The sequence below is a fragment of the Mycetocola reblochoni REB411 genome, assembly GCF_900163835.1.
GTDB classification, from domain to species: domain Bacteria; phylum Actinomycetota; class Actinomycetes; order Actinomycetales; family Microbacteriaceae; genus Mycetocola_B; species Mycetocola_B reblochoni.
Window position 1 is genome coordinate 14,994 of sequence record NZ_FUKR01000056.1, and the last position, 14,107, is coordinate 29,100.

Below are 14,107 nucleotides of genomic sequence, written 5' to 3' on the forward strand. Positions count from 1 at the left end.
CGTCGACGCTCACAACGATCCCCAGGAGGCAGCCATGCCACGACCATCGCACGCGCCCGCCCCGTCGCACCGGACGGGCTCTCACGCGGGAACCCCGCGCTCCCGTTCCCGTACCCGCCGCCTCGCCCCGATCGGGGCGGTCTCGCTCGGCGCCGTCCTGCTGCTCAGCGCCTGCGCCGGGCCCGAGCAGGGCGCCGCCGCGGCCGCGCCCGAGCTCGGGCCGGTCCCCGACGCGGCCACCGCGCTGGCGGACGAGTCCGCTGAGCTCGCCGAGCTGTACGAGAAGGCCGTCGCCGAGGGAGGGACGCTCACCGTCTGGGCAGGGGGAGACGCGCCCAACCAGCAGGACGCGCTCGTCGACGCCTTCGAGAAGCGCTTCCCCGGCGTCGACCTCGACCTGACCGTCGACCTGTCGAAGGTCCACGACGAGCGGATCAACGAGCAGCTCGCCGAGGGCAGGGTCGAACCGGACGTGGCCATGCTCCAGACCACCTTCGACTTCGACGACTGGAAGGAACGCGGCGAGCTGCGCGAGTTCACCCCACTCGGTGCCGAGCACCAGCTGCCGGGGTACGCCGACGAGGACGGCGCCTACCTCACGGCGATGATGCTCGGCTTCCTGCCCAGCTACGCGCAGGACGAGGTCGAGACCATGCCGACCGGCTACGGGGACTTCCTCGACGAGCAGTACGACGGCCGCCTCGCTCTGACCCCTCCCCACGACGACGACGCGGTGCTGTACGTCTACGACAGGATCCGGGAGACGTACGGCGACGGCTTCCTCGCCGAGCTGAGGGACCAGCACCCGGAGTGGGTGAGGGGCACGGCCGCGCCCGCCGCCATGGTCGGCGCCGAGGGACAGAAGGCGATCGGCAACCTGACGGCCTACGCCACGGCCGAGGGCGACCCGTCCACCGCGTTCATCCCCGCTGAGGACCCGTTCCTCGTGTGGACACAGCGCGCCGCCGTCTTCGACAAGGCCGACAACCCCGCGGCGGGGGAGCTGTTCCTGGCCTACGTGGCCAGCGCGGAGTTCCAGTCGGTCCAGCCCGGGTGGCGGACGAGGGACGACCTCGCCGAGCCCGCGGGGCTGAAGCCGCTGTCAGAGTACCCCAACACGGATCCGGCCGACTTCGTCGAGTGGATGGCCGACCGCGACCACGTCGCCGAGGTCCGTGCCGAGATGGAGGAGGTCTTCGGGCCGGTGACCGGTGAGTCCCCGCTGACGGACCCGCGCCTGCTGCGGATCCTCGGCATCGGCTCCTGACCGGTGGCGCCCGTGGCCGGGCCGGGACGCACTCGCGCGTTCCGGCGCGGCCACGTCCGCGACGGCGGCCGCGCTGACGCCTCGAACGCACCCCTTCTCTTCCGTCGGCGACGCCGATACGCTGCCAGGACATCGCTGGAGATCACGGGATCGGGGACACCATGACACTCAGAAGAACGCTGGTCGGGGGACTGGCGACCGTGGGACTCGCCGCGGGACTGCTCGTATCGGCGGCGCCGGCCCAGGCCGCGGCATGGGGCGGTAACTTCTCGTCCCGGATCGCGTGCGTGGCTGGGACCCCCGCCAAGGTGGCCTATTACGCGTCGTACGGCTACAAACCGCGTGTGGCGACGTACTGCGAGTACCACAAGATCGGCAACGACGCCCCCTTCTGGTACACCGAGATCAGGTACTAGCTCACCGGAACATCCACGTGCGCCGCCGGGAGGGACGGGGCGGCGCACGTCGACGCGCGGGGTACGGGGTGCTCGCCCGCCCGGGGTCTTCCGTGCGACTGGGGGGGACGGGATGACGCGGGGCGACGAGGAAGGGTAGCCTTCCCTGGACGTCCCCGTGTTCACCCTCGCCCGCCAGGAAAGGCAGCCATGCGTCAGACTCCCCGTCGCACCATCGACCCCGTTCCCGCTCGACGCCCGCTCCGCACCGTCAGCCTCGCCGTCGTCGGTGCCGTGTCCGCTCTCGCGCTCGCCGCCTGCTCCGGCTCGCCCGCCGCGGAGGAGACCACGGGCACGTCGGCCGAGGGCTTCCCCGTCACCGTCGACTCGGCCTTCGGCGAGGTCACGATCCCGGACCGTCCCGAGCGCGTCGTCGCGCTGGGCTGGGGCGACGCGGAGGCCGCTCTGGCGCTCGGCGTGCAGCCGGTCGGCGCGTCCGACTGGCTCGCCTTCGGCGGCGAGGGCGTGGGGCCGTGGGCCGAGGACCTCTACGACACCGCGCCGGAGATCATCGGCACGCTCGAGCCCTCCTACGAGGAGATCCTCGCGCTCGACCCCGACGTGATCCTCGACGTCAAGAGCAGCGGCGACGAGCAGCGCTACGAGCGGCTGAGCGAGATCGCCCCCACGGTCGGCATCCTCGAGGGGGGTCAGAACTACCTGACCTCGACCGAGGACCAGCTCACCGTCATCGCCGAGGCGCTCGGTGCCGCACCCGCGGGCGAGGAGCTCCTGGCCCAGCTCGACGCCTCCTTCGAGGCGCAGCGTGCCGCGCACCCCGAGTTCGACGGGGCGACCGCGACCGCCGCGGTCTACACCTCCGAGGGGTGGAGCGCGTACGTCGAGGGGGACGCGCGCGTGGAGTTCCTCGAGCGGCTCGGCTTCGAGCAGAACCCCGAGATCGCGGGGATGGACGCGGACGGCGGCTTCTTCGTGCCGATCTCGTCCGAGGACCTCAGCGCGCTCGACGCCGACCTGATCGTCACCTTCCTCATCGGCACGGACGAGGACGAGGTCACCTCGCAGAAGCTCTACACCGATCTGCCCGCGGTGAAGGACGGGCGGGCCCTGATCATGTCCGATCAGACGCAGGCGAACGCGTTCTCGACCGGGTCCGTGCTCTCCACCGAGTACGCGATCGAGACCGTGGTCCCGCAGCTGAGCGAGGCGCTCGACGGGAAGTGACCTCCCGGCCGACGACGACGCCCCCGCGAGCAGGCTCGCGGGGGCGTCGTCGTCGGAGGGTCAGGCGCCGTCGTTCCCCGTGGAGTCGTCCTGCGCGGTCGGAGGCGTCCGACGCCGGAGCACCGCGAAGAGGATCGCCGCGACGGCCGCGAGGGCGATGCCGCCGAGGACGAAGGGCATCGGTCCGGCACCGGAGGCGTCGTCGACTGCGGCCGGTGCGCTCTCGGTCGCGCTGGGCGTCGCCGACGGCTCATCGGTGGCCGTCGCGCTCGGCTCGGCCGCACTGCTCGGCGTGGCGCTTGCCGTTGCCGCCGCCTCGACGCTGAACGGGATGACGCCCTCGATCGGGTGGCCGTCGGAGGAGACGACCCTCCAGCGGATCTCGGCGTCCCCGGGGGCCATCTCGTCGTCGACGGGGACGCTGACGGTGTCGCCGTCGATCTCGGGCTCGCCGATGGCCCTGTCGACGCCCTCGGAGTCGGCCACGATCAGGGTGGCGCCGGTGTCGAGCAGTTCGGCGGAAAAGACGGCGCTGACCTCGGTGGGGGCGGCATCGAGGACCTCGCCCTCGGACGGGGCGCTGCCGATCAGCTGGTCGTGCGCCTGGGCGGGCGCGGCGAGGCCGAGCGCGAGCAGTGCGCCCGCGGCGACGGCGGTGACGGTCGCCGCCGCGCGACGCGCGGGGCGGAGGGGTGTGGTGTGCACGGGTGTGCTCCTTGGTGATGAAGTGGGGCGGCGGTGCGCCGCGGGATGTCGGGTCGTCTGGCGCTCAGGCCGGCACCGGGAGGGGCCGGGCGCCGGGCGCGTTCGCCGTCCGCGGCGGCGCGCGGGAGCCACGGGGTCCGCGTCGGGGGGAGGGCACGGCGGCGGAGCGCCCGGAGACGGCGGTCGCTGCGGAGCGCCGTGCCGTCACGACGGTGCCGCGGAACAGCGCTGCGATCCGGCGGAGTCCGCCGCTTCGCCCGAGCGCCGTGGCGGCCGCAGCCGCGGCCCCGAGCATCAGCACCGTGAGCACGGCGGCGGAGAGGTGCAGCGCGACCATCGACGCGCACGCAGCCGCGGGTGGCGCGGCCACGGTGCTCAGCGCAGGGACCAGATCCACGCCGCTCCCGCTCCCGTGTCCGGCGTGCGCCGTCGTGGCGGAGCCGACGGACCCCGGCACCGTCGCCGTGCCGACGGAGCCGAGCAGGAAAAGCTGGTGGAAGAGCAGCTGGGACACCGACACCGCGGCGATCCGCCGCGGCCAGGACCACCGCCGTCCGGCCAGCGGCACGCAGGCGGCCGAGGCCAGGACGAGCGGAACGAGGACGCCGAGCGGGTGCGGGGGTTCCCCTCCGGCGAGGACGTGCGCCGCGAGCGCGACGTAGCAGGCGACGGCAGCCGTCAGGACGCCGCGGAGCGCGCGCGAACGACGGGAGTGGGCCATGCCTGCCAGTCTCTCAGACCCGTCGCCGCGTCGCCTGGACCCCGCGGCGACCGTGACGCCGTCCGCGCGGGTCGCTACCGTTGTCAGCATGCGCCCCACGAAGCGACGTCGACTGCCCCTGCTCGTCCTGCCCGCTGTGGTCCTGACCGCGGTCGGCCTTGGCGGCTCCGTCGGCGCGACCCCGGCCGCCGCCGACGTGGAGGACTTCCACTACAGCGACCTGGACGTCGGTATCACGCTCGGCACGACCGACGACGGCAGGGCGACGGCCGAGGTCGTCGAGGACTGGACGGCCGTGTTCCCCGAGACCGATCAGAACCGCGGCATCGTCAGGGGCCTGCCGCAGAGCTACAAGGGCGCCCCGCTGAACACGAGCGACATCGAGGTCACCGACGGGGAGGGCACCGAGGTCCCGTTCGAGGTCGACGACCAGGAGGGCGCGGACGAGCAGGAGTACACCGTCCTCACCATCGACGACGACACCTTCAAGCACGGTGCGACGCGGTACGTCATCTCCTACCGGATGGAGAACGTCGCCTTCAACCCCGACCCGTCGACGCAGACGGAGGACGAGTTCTACTGGGACATCCTCGGCGGCGCGACCCCGCAGCGCATCGACCGTGCGAGCGGCACCGTGACGGTCCCCTCGGCGCTCGCTCCGGGGCTGGACGGCCGCAGCACCTGCTTCATCGGCGCCTACGGGGACGACAGCCGGTGCGACGTGGACCGTAGCGAGTCCGGCGGTGCGACCGTGTTCTCCGTGGCCGCGACCGACCTCGCCCCCGACACGGCGTGGAGCATCGTGCTCGGCTTCAACGAGGGGACCTTCACCCGGCCGCACTTCCCCGAGGAGACGACCCTCGGCCGCTTCGGCTGGATCGGGCTGCTCGGCGCGTCCGCGCTGGCGCTTGTCGTCGGGCTGTTCGCCAGGGCACGCTGGAAGGACGAGGACGGCAGGGGCGTCGTCGTGGCCCAGTACGTCCCCGACCCCGAGGTCTCGCCCCGCCTCGCCGCCGAGATCGTCACCGTTCCCGCGCAGCGGGTGCTCACCGCCGAGATCCTCGCGCTCGCGGTGTCGGGCGTCATCCGGATCGTGCAGTCGCCGACGAAGAAGAAGTCGATGCACCTGGAACTGCTCCAGACGCATGTCGAGGGGGACACGGAGGCGGCGCGCAGCCTGGACCGCACCCTCGGCGCGCTGTTCCCCGCACGCACCCCCGGGAACGTCAATACGATGTCCTCGTCCGACCAGAAGCAGGGCACGCGGCTCAGCGAGCTGAGCGAGACCTCCGCGGCGACGCGTCTGGGCCTCCGGGCGAAGCCGGCCGACCGGCGTCCGCGCCACGTCATCCTCGCCCTCGCGGCCCTGCTGGCGGTCGGCGGCGTCGCGGCGCTCGTCGTGGCCGTCGTGCTCGGCGCGGTCACCCCCACCTTCCTGCTCGCCGGCGTCGGCCTCGCAGCCGTTCTGATCGTGCTGCTCGTCCTGCAGCTTCCCCCCGCACGGCTCACCCGCGCGGGTGCGGAGAAGAAGGAGTACCTGGAGGGCCTGGAGGAGTTCATCGAGCTGGCGGAGAAGGACCGCATCGCCTACCTGCAGTCGGTCTCAGGGGTGGACAGGGTCGATGTCGGAGACGACGCGCAGATGCTCCGGGTGACCGAGCGCCTGCTGCCGTGGGCGGCGCTGTTCGGCCAGGAGAAGAGCTGGATGGCCGAGCTCGCCGTTCGCTACGACAGCGTCGGTCAGCCGGGCTGGTTCCAGGGCTCCGACGGCACCGTGAACGCCGTGCTGCTGGCCACGATGGTGTCGCGGCTGTCGTCGCAGAGCTCCTCGTCCCTCGCCGCCGCGTCCTCCGGATCGGGCGGGGGCGTGTCCGGGGGCAGCGGCTTCGGCGGTGGCGGCTTCGCCGGTGGCGGCGGCGGTGGCGGGTTCTCCGGTGGCCGCTGATGGTCCCGGCCCAGCGGGGCGTCGGGCAGACGCGGAGCCGACGGGCAGAATGGGTGCCGTGATGCCCGGTGCGGAGACGGTCCCACACGGGCAGCGACGAGGGGAGGCCCGATGACGGGTGACGGCGGCGTCCCGCTCCTGGCGGGGACGTACAACTCGCGCGACCTCGGCGGCGTCCCGGCGGGCGACGGCGCGATCAGGACCGGTGTCCTCATCAGGGCGGACGGGCTGCACGGGCTCACCGACGGCGCGAGGGAGCGGATGGCCGAGCTCGGCGTCCGCGTCGTCGTCGACTTCAGGGACGACGCCGAGGTGGCGAGGCAGCCGGACGCGCTGGACGGGGTCGCGGTCGAACGGCGGAGCCTGCCGCTGGTCACCGGATCCATCGAGCAGAGCGCCTTGGACCGTGTCGGACTGGACGTGCTCTACCGCTCGATCCTGGACGATGCGACCGCGCACCTGGCCGAGCTGGCCCGGATCGTTATCCGTACGGCCGGCTCGGGTGCCGTGCTCATCCACTGCACAGCGGGCAAGGACCGCACCGGTGTCGCCACGGCGGTGCTGCTGTTGCACGCCGGCGTCGACGCGGAGCGGGTGATCGCGGACTACGCGCTGTCGGAGGGCATGCTGTCGGGGGAGTGGGAGTGTCGTGTCGTGGCGATCGTCGAGTCGCTCGGCTTCGAGGTGACCGACGAGCTGCGGGCGCTGATCGTGTCGAGCCCTGCGTCGACGATGCGGGCGACGATCGAGTACCTCGACGCCGCGTACGGTGGCGCCAGCGCCTACCTCGCCGCGGCGGGGCTGAACGGCGATGAGCTGGCGCAGCTGCGCACGGCGCTCGTCGTGCCGGGTACCGCAGCGCGGTAGCGGGCGGGCGGCGTCGTGGCGCTCGGGCTATCGCGTCGGGGCATCCGTCGAGGCGGCGGTATCGCCCGCGTGCGTGTGCGCTGTGGTGGACGCATCGGCGTCGGCGTCGGTATCCGTGTCGGCGTCCGTTCGAAGGGCGTCGGCGTGTGCGTCGATGTCGGCCGTGTCCACCGCGGCGTACTCCAGGAGTGGACGCCCCGGTGCTCCGTGCCTGCTGCGGCGCACGGCCGCTCCGGTGTCGACCAGGTGCTCGAGATAGCGCCGTGCCGTCACCCGCGACACCCCGAGCTCGGCCGCGAGTGCCGCGGCGGAGCGCGGCTCCGCCCCAGCGCGTCGCAGCGCGCGGGCCGCCGCGTCCAGCGTGTCCCCGCTCAGCCCCTTCGGCGGCGCGGTGCGCGCGGGCCGGTGCAGGGCGGCGAAGGCCGCATCGACCGAGGACTGGTCCGTCCGTGCCTCGGGCAGGCTGCGTTCGGCGTAGTCGCGGTAGGCGAGCAGGCGCTCGCGGAGGGCGGCGAAGCCGAACGGCTTGATCAGGTAGTGCCCGACCCCGAGCGCGATGGCCTGACGCACCGCCGCCGCGTCCCTGACCGCGGTCACGGCGATGATCGCGACGTCGTCGCCGGCGCCGCGCAGCGCCCGGGCGACGTCGAGGCCGGTCGCGTCGGGCAGCGTGAGGTCGAGCAGGACCAGCCGTGGCCGCTCGGCACCTCTCGTGGCCCGCAGTGCCGCGAGCGCCGCCCCCGCGCTGTGCACCGGCTCGCCGGCGTGGAAGCCGTCGACGCGGTTCACCATCGCGACGTGCGCGGCGGCGGTGAGCGGGTCGTCGTCGACGACCAGCACCCTGACCGCCGTGCCGGTCCGCGCCCGCTCGGCGGGCGGTGAGCCCTGCCCGGTGGCGGCGTCACTCGCCCGGCTCACGTCGCGCTCCCCGCGCGCGCCAGGGGGAGGACGACCTCGAACGTCGAGCCGTCGACCCGGAGCGTGCCGCCCGCGCTGAGCACGCTGTGCCGCACGAGCGCTAGGCCGACGCCGTGCCCGTCCCCGGCCTTCGCCGTGGTGCCCAGCTCGAAGACCGCCGGGCCGTCGAGCGGGCCCCGGCCGGAGTCACCGACCCTGACGCGCCACCGTTCGGGGGACGAGTCGACCCGCACGCGCACCGTGGGGCGCGGCGTCGCCGCGGCCGCGTCCAGGGCGTTGTCGACGAGGTTGCCGACGATCGTGATCAGCTCGCGCCCCGTCACGGGCGCGGGCGCCGCCCCGCCGTCGAGCTCGACGGTCAGCTCGATGCCTCGGGCCGCCGCCTCGGCGCTCTTCCCGATCAGCAGCGCCGCGAGCACGGGCTCGGCGGAGTCCTCCATCAGCTCAGCGGCCAGTGACGCGTCCACCCGGCTCTGCGCGAGGGCCAGCTCGACGGCCTCCTCGGCGCGGTCGACCTCGATCAGCGCGATCATGGTGTGCAGCCGGTTGGCGAACTCGTGGTTCTGGGAGCGGAGCGCGTCGCGCACGGCCGTCAGCGTGGCGACCTCTCCGCTGAGGGCGGCGACGTCGGTGTCGTCGCGCACGGTGGTGATCCAGATCGCCCCCGCCCCTCCGTGCGGGTGGCCGCTGGCCGAGCCGAAGCGCTCCCTGTCGGTCCGCAGGATGCGTCCGCCGGCGATCAGCGCGGCGTCGCTGTGACCGGATCTGCGACCGAGCAGCTCCGCGGCCGCGGTGGAGAGCTCCGTGGCCGAGTCGATGCCGAGCAGCTCCGCCGCGCGCGCGTTCCAGTGCAGCAGCCGCCCGTCGTCCGCCTGGAGGACCAGCCCGTCGCCCCTGCTCGAGTCGATGCCGTGGCGCGCGGCGAAGAGCAGGTCGAGCTGCTCGCGCGCACCGCCCCTCGTCACCTGGTGCAGGTAGCGGCCGACGCCGAGCAACGCCGCGGCGCAGACCGTCAGGACGGCCAGGGCCACGCCGATCGTGACGGCGAGCCGGGTCGAGAGCAGCTGCTGCGTCGTGGCGAGCGTCGTTCCCGCCGCCACGAGCGCGATGACGCGGTCCTCCGCGTCGCGCACGGGGGCGACGGCGCGCACCGAGGGGCCGAGCGTCCCATCGAAGGTCTCGGTGAGGACATCGCCGCGCAGGGCCGCGTCGATGCTGCCGACGAAGGCGCCGCCGATGCGCTCCGGGTCGGGGTGGGTGTACCGGGTCCTGTCCGTGTCCATCACGGTGATGAAGTCGACGTGGCCGCCCGCCAGCACGCGCTGAGTGTACGGCTGCAGTCGCGCGGTCACCTCTGCCGGGTCGGCCGAGGCGCCGACGGCGTCGACGACGAAGGGGGCGGTCGCGAGCGTCCAGGCGGTGCTCCGACTGAGCGCGACGGCCTCGCGTTCCACGTCCGAGCGTGCCGCGGCGGCCGACCACGCGGTCACGGCCACCCCGACGAGCAGCATCAGGCAGAGCTGGATCGCCAGCAGCCGTGCGGCCACCCCCCATCGTGCGTTCCGTGTGTTCATGGGCTCCCGTCCTGCCGGGGCGACACCGGCGTCGCCCGACGACCCGGCGGCGCTGCCGGGGCTGTGACCAGTATGAACACAACGGGACAGGGCGACAACGCCGTCGGCAGAGTGTGCGGACAGGCCCGCGACGGTGCGGGCACGCCCGACAGCGAAGGCAGGAAGCAATGGCGCACCAGCCCCGGAGCACGACGCGGCGCCGCCGCAGGATCGACCCGTCCCACTACCTCTACATCGCTGTGATCGTCGCGGTGCTCGGCGGCGTCGCCGTCGGGCTCGCGGCCCCGGAGTTCGCCGTGGGGCTCAAGCCCGTCGGCGAGGCCTTCGTCCTGCTCATCAAGATGATGATCGCCCCGGTGATCTTCTGCACCCTCGTCCTCGGCGTCGGCTCGATCGCGCAGGCGGCGACCGTCGGCAAGGTCGGCGGCCTGGCGCTGGGCTACTTCATCGTCATGTCGACCTTCGCGCTGGCCATCGGGCTGGTCGTCGGCAACCTCATCCACCCGGGCGAGGGGCTCAACATCGCCGGGTCCAGCTACGACGCGGGCGAGACGGAGGAGGCGTCGACGACCTCGTTCCTGCTCGGGATCATCCCGACGTCCCTGGTCTCCTCCCTCGTGGACGGCAACATCCTCCAGGTGCTCCTCGTCGCGCTCCTGGTCGGCTTCGCCCTGCAGCGGATGGGGGAGAGGGGCGCGCCGATCCTCGAGGCGACGCGGCTCGTCCAGGCGCTGGTGTTCCGGATCCTGTCGATGATCATGTGGGTGGCGCCCGTCGGCGCGTTCGGCGCGATCGCGGCCGTCGTCGGCCAGACCGGCGTCGCCGCGATCGTCGGCCTGGGCACGCTGATGCTGGCGTTCTACATCACCTGTGCGCTGTTCATCGTCGTGGTCCTGGGCTCGCTGCTCTGGCTCGTCGCCCGGGTGAGCATCTTCCGGCTCATGGCGTACCTGGGCAGGGAGTACCTGCTCATCGTCTCCACCTCCTCGAGCGAGGTGGCGCTGCCGCGGCTGATCGCGAAGATGGAGCACGTCGGCGTCTCGAAGCCGGTCGTCGGGATCACGGTGCCGACGGGGTACTCCTTCAACCTCGACGGGACGGCCATCTACCTGACGATGGCGTCGCTGTTCCTCGCCTCGGCGATGGGGACGCCGCTCAGCCTGGGGGAGCAGATCTCGCTGCTCGTGTTCATGATGATCGCCTCGAAGGGGGCGGCCGGCGTGACCGGGGCGGGGCTGGCCACCCTCGCCGGAGGCCTGCAGGCGCACCGACCGGAGCTCGTGGACGGGGTCGGCGTCATCGTGGGCATCGACCGCTTCATGTCGGAGGCGAGGGCGCTGACGAACTTCACCGGCAACGCGGTGGCGACGGTCCTCATCGGGTCCTGGACGTCGCAGCTGGACCGCGCGCGCATGGGCGAGGTGCTCGACGGGCGACGCCCCTTTGACGAGGCGACGCTCAGCCCCGACGGCCACGGCGTCCGGTCCTCGGCCGGCCCCGCTCCCGACGCGGATGCCGGCCCGTCGCTCGGGCACACGAACCGCGGCTGAGGGAGCGGCGCTGACCGGCCGCGGCGGGAAAACCGCAGTGACGGCACCGGTCCGTGCTGCGTCCCGGGGCCGGCCGCATCGGTGCGGACAGAGCGACGCCCCGCCTCCGATGGAGGCGGGGCGTCGCGGGTGATGCCGCGGTCGTCGCGGGGCGACGGGCGGGCTACTTGGCGGGCAGCTCGAGCTTCTGGCCGACGTAGATGACGTCGGGCGAGTCGATGCCGTCATGGTTGACCGCGTAGAGCGCGAGCCAGCCCTGGTCGACGCCCTTGTCCTCGGCGATGCTGGCCAGGCTGTCGCCCGCGGCGACCTCATAGAACTCGCCGGAGCCCTCGACGTCGGGCAGCGTGTAGTCGACCGTCTCGGCCACGGGGGCCTGCTCGGCGGTCTGCTCGACAGGAGCCTGCTGGGTCTGCTGCTCGACCGGGGCCTGCTGGGTCTGCTCGGTGGTGCTCGTGTCGACGCTCGTCGAGCTCGGGCTCGCGGAGCCGGATGCGCCGACCTGGGCGGAGCAGGTGGGCCATGCGCCCCAGCCCTGGCTGGCGAGGACGTTCTCGGCGACCCGGATCTGCTCGGCCTTCGACGCGTCCGCGGCGTTGCCGCTTCCGCCGTTGGCTGCCCAGGTGGACGGCGAGAACTGGAGGCCGCCCGAGTAACCGTTGCCGGTGTCGATGCCCCAGTTGCCGCCGGACTCGCACTGGGCCAGCGCGTCCCAGGTGCCCTCGTCGGCGGCGTTGGCGGGCATGACGGTGACCGCCGTCGCCGCGACGGCGAGTCCTGTGGCGGCGAGACCGAGGCGGGCGGCGCGTCCGAAGCGGGCGGTCCTGGGGGTGGTGGTGGTGTTTGTCAAGATGCACTCCGTCGCCCTGCCGCCGCTCGGACCGTCCCCGGTCGTTGTCACGTCACCGCCCGGCTGAAGCAAATCGGGATTCAGAACGCGGGCTCCCCGGGGGCGGTGGGTGGCAGAGGGAGTCCGCGCGTACACGGTCGGCAACACTACGCGTCAGTTCTTCGTTGTCAAACCGTTATCAAGCCGAATCGGCCGTCGACGCCGCCGTCGACGCCCGCGCTGCTCGGCGGCCGTGGCGACGAGGCCAGCCGTCCTTCCGCGTCATCGCGGGCGAGGGAGGGGACCGTCGCTTCCCGTGCCGCCCCCGCCCGCGCCGATCAGGCAATTCACGGGTTCCCGGCGCCGCGAGGGCCCGTCACACGGGCCGCGGACACGAGCAGGGGCCGGTCGACACCTCGACCGGCCCCGGGGGAAACGCTGCCCCGGCGAGGGCTAGACGACGCCCTGAGCCAGCATCGCGTCGGCGACCCGCACGAAGCCGGCGGCGTTGGCGCCGAGCACGTAGTCGCCCGGTGCGCCGTAGCGCTCCGCGGCCTCGAAGGCGGAGCGGTGGATGTCCGCCATGATGTCCGCCAGGCGCTGCTCGCTCTCGGCGAAGCTCCAGCGCTGCCTGGCGGCGTTCTGGCTCATCTCGAGCGCGCTCGTGGCGACCCCGCCGGCGTTCGCCGCCTTGCCCGGGCCGAACAGCACGCCGGCCTCGCCGAACGCGGCGACCGCCTCGGGCGTGCAGGGCATGTTCGCCCCCTCCGCGACGGCGATCGCGCCCCCGGCGATGAGCCGTGCCGCCGCCGCACCGTCGAGCTCGTTCTGCGTCGCGCAGGGGAGGACGATGTCGCCGGGAACCTCCCAGAGGCTGCCACCGGCGACGTACCGCGACCCGGGTCGGCGGTCGGCGTAGTCGGAGATGCGGCCGCGCTCGACCTCCTTGATCTGCTTGAGGAGCTCGACGTCGATGCCCGCCTCATCGACGACGTAGCCGCCGGAGTCGGAGGCCGTGATCGCCGTCGCGCCCAGCTGGGTCGCCTTCTGGATCGCGTAGATGGCGACGTTGCCCGAGCCCGAGACGACGACCCTCCGCCCGGAGATGTCGGTGCCGATGGTGTTCAGCATCTCCTGCGCGAAGTACACCGCGCCGTAGCCGGTCGCCTCCGTGCGGACCTGCGCCCCGCCCCAGCCGATGCCCTTGCCGGTGAGCACGCCGGACTCGTGGCGGTTGGTCAGGCGGCGGTACTGGCCGAACAGGTAGCCGATCTCGCGGCCGCCCACGCCGATGTCGCCAGCGGGCACGTCGGTGTGCTCGCCGATGTGGCGGTACAGCTCGGTCATGAACGACTGGCAGAAGCGCATGACCTCCGCGTCGGAGCGCCCGTGCGGGTCGAAGTCGCTTCCGCCCTTGCCGCCGCCGATGCCCTGATCGGTGAGCGCGTTCTTGAAGATCTGCTCGAAGCCGAGGAACTTGACGATCGAGGCGTTGACGCTCGAGTGGAAGCGCAGGCCCCCCTTGTACGGCCCGAGCGCGGAGTTGAACTCGATGCGGAACCCGCGGTTCACCCTGACGCGGTTCTCGTCGTCGGTCCAGGGGACGCGGAAGAGGATCTGGCGCTCCGGCTCGACGAGGCGTTCGAGGACTCCCGCCTCGACGTACTCGGGATGCTCGGCGATCACGGGGGAGAGGCTGTCCAGGACCTCGCGGAGGGCCTGGTGGAACTCCGGCTGACCGGGGTTCCGCGTCACGGCCTGGTCGAACACGGAGTCGATGACGGGGGAGATGGAGCTGGTGGGCAAACGAAGCCCTTTCGTGTGGAGCGTGGTGGAGCTGTCCGGGCCCGTGCGCGGTGGACGGTGTGGTCGTCGACCGGGGTGAGCCGCGGGGAGACTCCGAGAGTGGAGCCGTTGTGGGGCCAGATCAGTTTGGCGCCGGGGGGTCCCCCACGGCAAGTGCGCCCGGCGGCGACTTCCGGCTGTGCTTAGGCTGTGCTAACTTCGTGCTGTCCGCCCCCGCGGTCACCCCACGATCAGGTCACGTCGCGCCGTACACCGGCGCCGTTCGTCGTGCCCGGACGCCGCTGC

At 73.0% G+C, this 14,107-nt stretch carries 12 protein-coding genes; 6 read left to right on the top strand and 6 right to left on the bottom strand.

Annotated elements, in window-relative coordinates:
- Window positions 1-34 precede the first annotated feature (34 nt).
- The 3 genes from FM119_RS09830 to FM119_RS09840 all read left to right on the top strand — a co-directional run bounded on the left by FM119_RS09830 (window position 35) and on the right by FM119_RS09840 (window position 2,907).
- A complete protein-coding gene (locus tag FM119_RS09830; protein ID WP_087137757.1) occupies window positions 35-1,267 on the top strand; it encodes an ABC transporter substrate-binding protein in 1,233 nt (410 codons plus the stop codon).
- Between the two features lie 161 nt (window positions 1,268-1,428).
- Complete coding sequence (locus tag FM119_RS09835) at window positions 1,429-1,683, top strand: hypothetical protein (protein ID WP_087137633.1); 255 nt, start codon at window positions 1,429-1,431, stop codon at window positions 1,681-1,683.
- A 189-nt stretch (window positions 1,684-1,872) separates the two neighbouring features.
- Window positions 1,873-2,907 carry an ABC transporter substrate-binding protein gene (locus FM119_RS09840; RefSeq protein WP_087137635.1) on the top strand — a complete coding sequence of 345 codons (1,035 nt, stop codon included), beginning with the start codon at window positions 1,873-1,875 and terminating at the stop codon, window positions 2,905-2,907.
- Window positions 2,908-2,967: 60 nt separating this feature from the next.
- Here the strand turns inward: FM119_RS09840 and FM119_RS09845 are convergent, their stop codons facing one another.
- Together FM119_RS09845 and FM119_RS09850 are read right to left on the bottom strand one after the other, a co-directional pair.
- Window positions 2,968-3,612 carry a copper resistance CopC family protein gene (locus FM119_RS09845; protein ID WP_179205287.1) on the bottom strand — a complete coding sequence of 215 codons (645 nt, stop codon included), beginning with the start codon at window positions 3,610-3,612 and terminating at the stop codon, window positions 2,968-2,970.
- Between the two features lie 64 nt (window positions 3,613-3,676).
- The gene (locus FM119_RS09850; RefSeq protein WP_087137639.1) at window positions 3,677-4,333 is read right to left on the bottom strand and encodes a hypothetical protein; all 657 of its coding nucleotides are present in this window, start codon (window positions 4,331-4,333) and stop codon (window positions 3,677-3,679) included.
- Window positions 4,334-4,421: 88 nt separating this feature from the next.
- Here FM119_RS09850 and FM119_RS09855 point away from each other — a divergent pair, with 88 nt between their 5' ends.
- Together FM119_RS09855 and FM119_RS09860 are read left to right on the top strand one after the other, a co-directional pair.
- Window positions 4,422-6,278, top strand: a complete 1,857-nt coding sequence (locus tag FM119_RS09855) for a DUF2207 family protein (RefSeq protein WP_179205288.1) — start codon at window positions 4,422-4,424, stop codon at window positions 6,276-6,278.
- Window positions 6,279-6,389: 111 nt separating this feature from the next.
- On the top strand, window positions 6,390-7,145 hold the full coding sequence (locus FM119_RS09860) for a tyrosine-protein phosphatase (RefSeq protein ID WP_087137643.1): 756 nt from the start codon (window positions 6,390-6,392) through the stop codon (window positions 7,143-7,145).
- Window positions 7,146-7,172: 27 nt separating this feature from the next.
- On the opposite strand, the gene FM119_RS09865 is transcribed toward FM119_RS09860, so the two are convergent.
- On the bottom strand, window positions 7,173-8,063 hold the full coding sequence (locus tag FM119_RS09865) for a response regulator (RefSeq protein ID WP_087137645.1): 891 nt from the start codon (window positions 8,061-8,063) through the stop codon (window positions 7,173-7,175).
- On the bottom strand, window positions 8,060-9,637 hold the full coding sequence (locus FM119_RS09870; RefSeq protein ID WP_087137646.1) for a sensor histidine kinase: 1,578 nt from the start codon (window positions 9,635-9,637) through the stop codon (window positions 8,060-8,062). Before FM119_RS09870 ends, FM119_RS09865 begins: the two co-directional genes overlap by 4 nt.
- 167 nt (window positions 9,638-9,804) lie before the next feature.
- Between FM119_RS09870 and FM119_RS09875 the strand changes: the two genes are divergently transcribed.
- Window positions 9,805-11,187, top strand: a complete 1,383-nt coding sequence (locus FM119_RS09875; protein ID WP_087137647.1) for a cation:dicarboxylate symporter family transporter — start codon at window positions 9,805-9,807, stop codon at window positions 11,185-11,187.
- A gap of 163 nt (window positions 11,188-11,350) precedes the next feature.
- Here the strand turns inward: FM119_RS09875 and FM119_RS09880 are convergent, their stop codons facing one another.
- Together FM119_RS09880 and gdhA are read right to left on the bottom strand one after the other, a co-directional pair.
- Complete coding sequence (locus FM119_RS09880; RefSeq protein ID WP_245827423.1) at window positions 11,351-12,037, bottom strand: LysM peptidoglycan-binding domain-containing protein; 687 nt, start codon at window positions 12,035-12,037, stop codon at window positions 11,351-11,353.
- A 432-nt stretch (window positions 12,038-12,469) separates the two neighbouring features.
- Window positions 12,470-13,807 (bottom strand): NADP-specific glutamate dehydrogenase, encoded by a 1,338-nt coding sequence (gene gdhA, locus FM119_RS09885; protein WP_087137762.1) that lies wholly within the window; start codon window positions 13,805-13,807, stop codon window positions 12,470-12,472.
- Window positions 13,808-14,107: the final 300 nt, after the last annotated feature.

Excerpts from the sequence above, each read along its gene's own strand:
- FM119_RS09830 (WP_087137757.1), top strand. The coding sequence starts at position 35 with ATGCCACGACCATCGCACGCGCCCGCCCCGTCGCACCGGACGGGCTCT.
- FM119_RS09835 (WP_087137633.1), top strand. The coding sequence starts at position 1,429 with ATGACACTCAGAAGAACGCTGGTCGGGGGACTGGCGACCGTGGGACTC.
- FM119_RS09840 (WP_087137635.1), top strand. The coding sequence starts at position 1,873 with ATGCGTCAGACTCCCCGTCGCACCATCGACCCCGTTCCCGCTCGACGC.
- FM119_RS09850 (WP_087137639.1), bottom strand. The coding sequence starts at position 4,333 with ATGGCCCACTCCCGTCGTTCGCGCGCGCTCCGCGGCGTCCTGACGGCT.
- FM119_RS09855 (WP_179205288.1), top strand. The coding sequence starts at position 4,422 with ATGCGCCCCACGAAGCGACGTCGACTGCCCCTGCTCGTCCTGCCCGCT.
- FM119_RS09860 (WP_087137643.1), top strand. The coding sequence starts at position 6,390 with ATGACGGGTGACGGCGGCGTCCCGCTCCTGGCGGGGACGTACAACTCG.
- FM119_RS09870 (WP_087137646.1), bottom strand. The coding sequence starts at position 9,637 with ATGAACACACGGAACGCACGATGGGGGGTGGCCGCACGGCTGCTGGCG.
- FM119_RS09875 (WP_087137647.1), top strand. The coding sequence starts at position 9,805 with ATGGCGCACCAGCCCCGGAGCACGACGCGGCGCCGCCGCAGGATCGAC.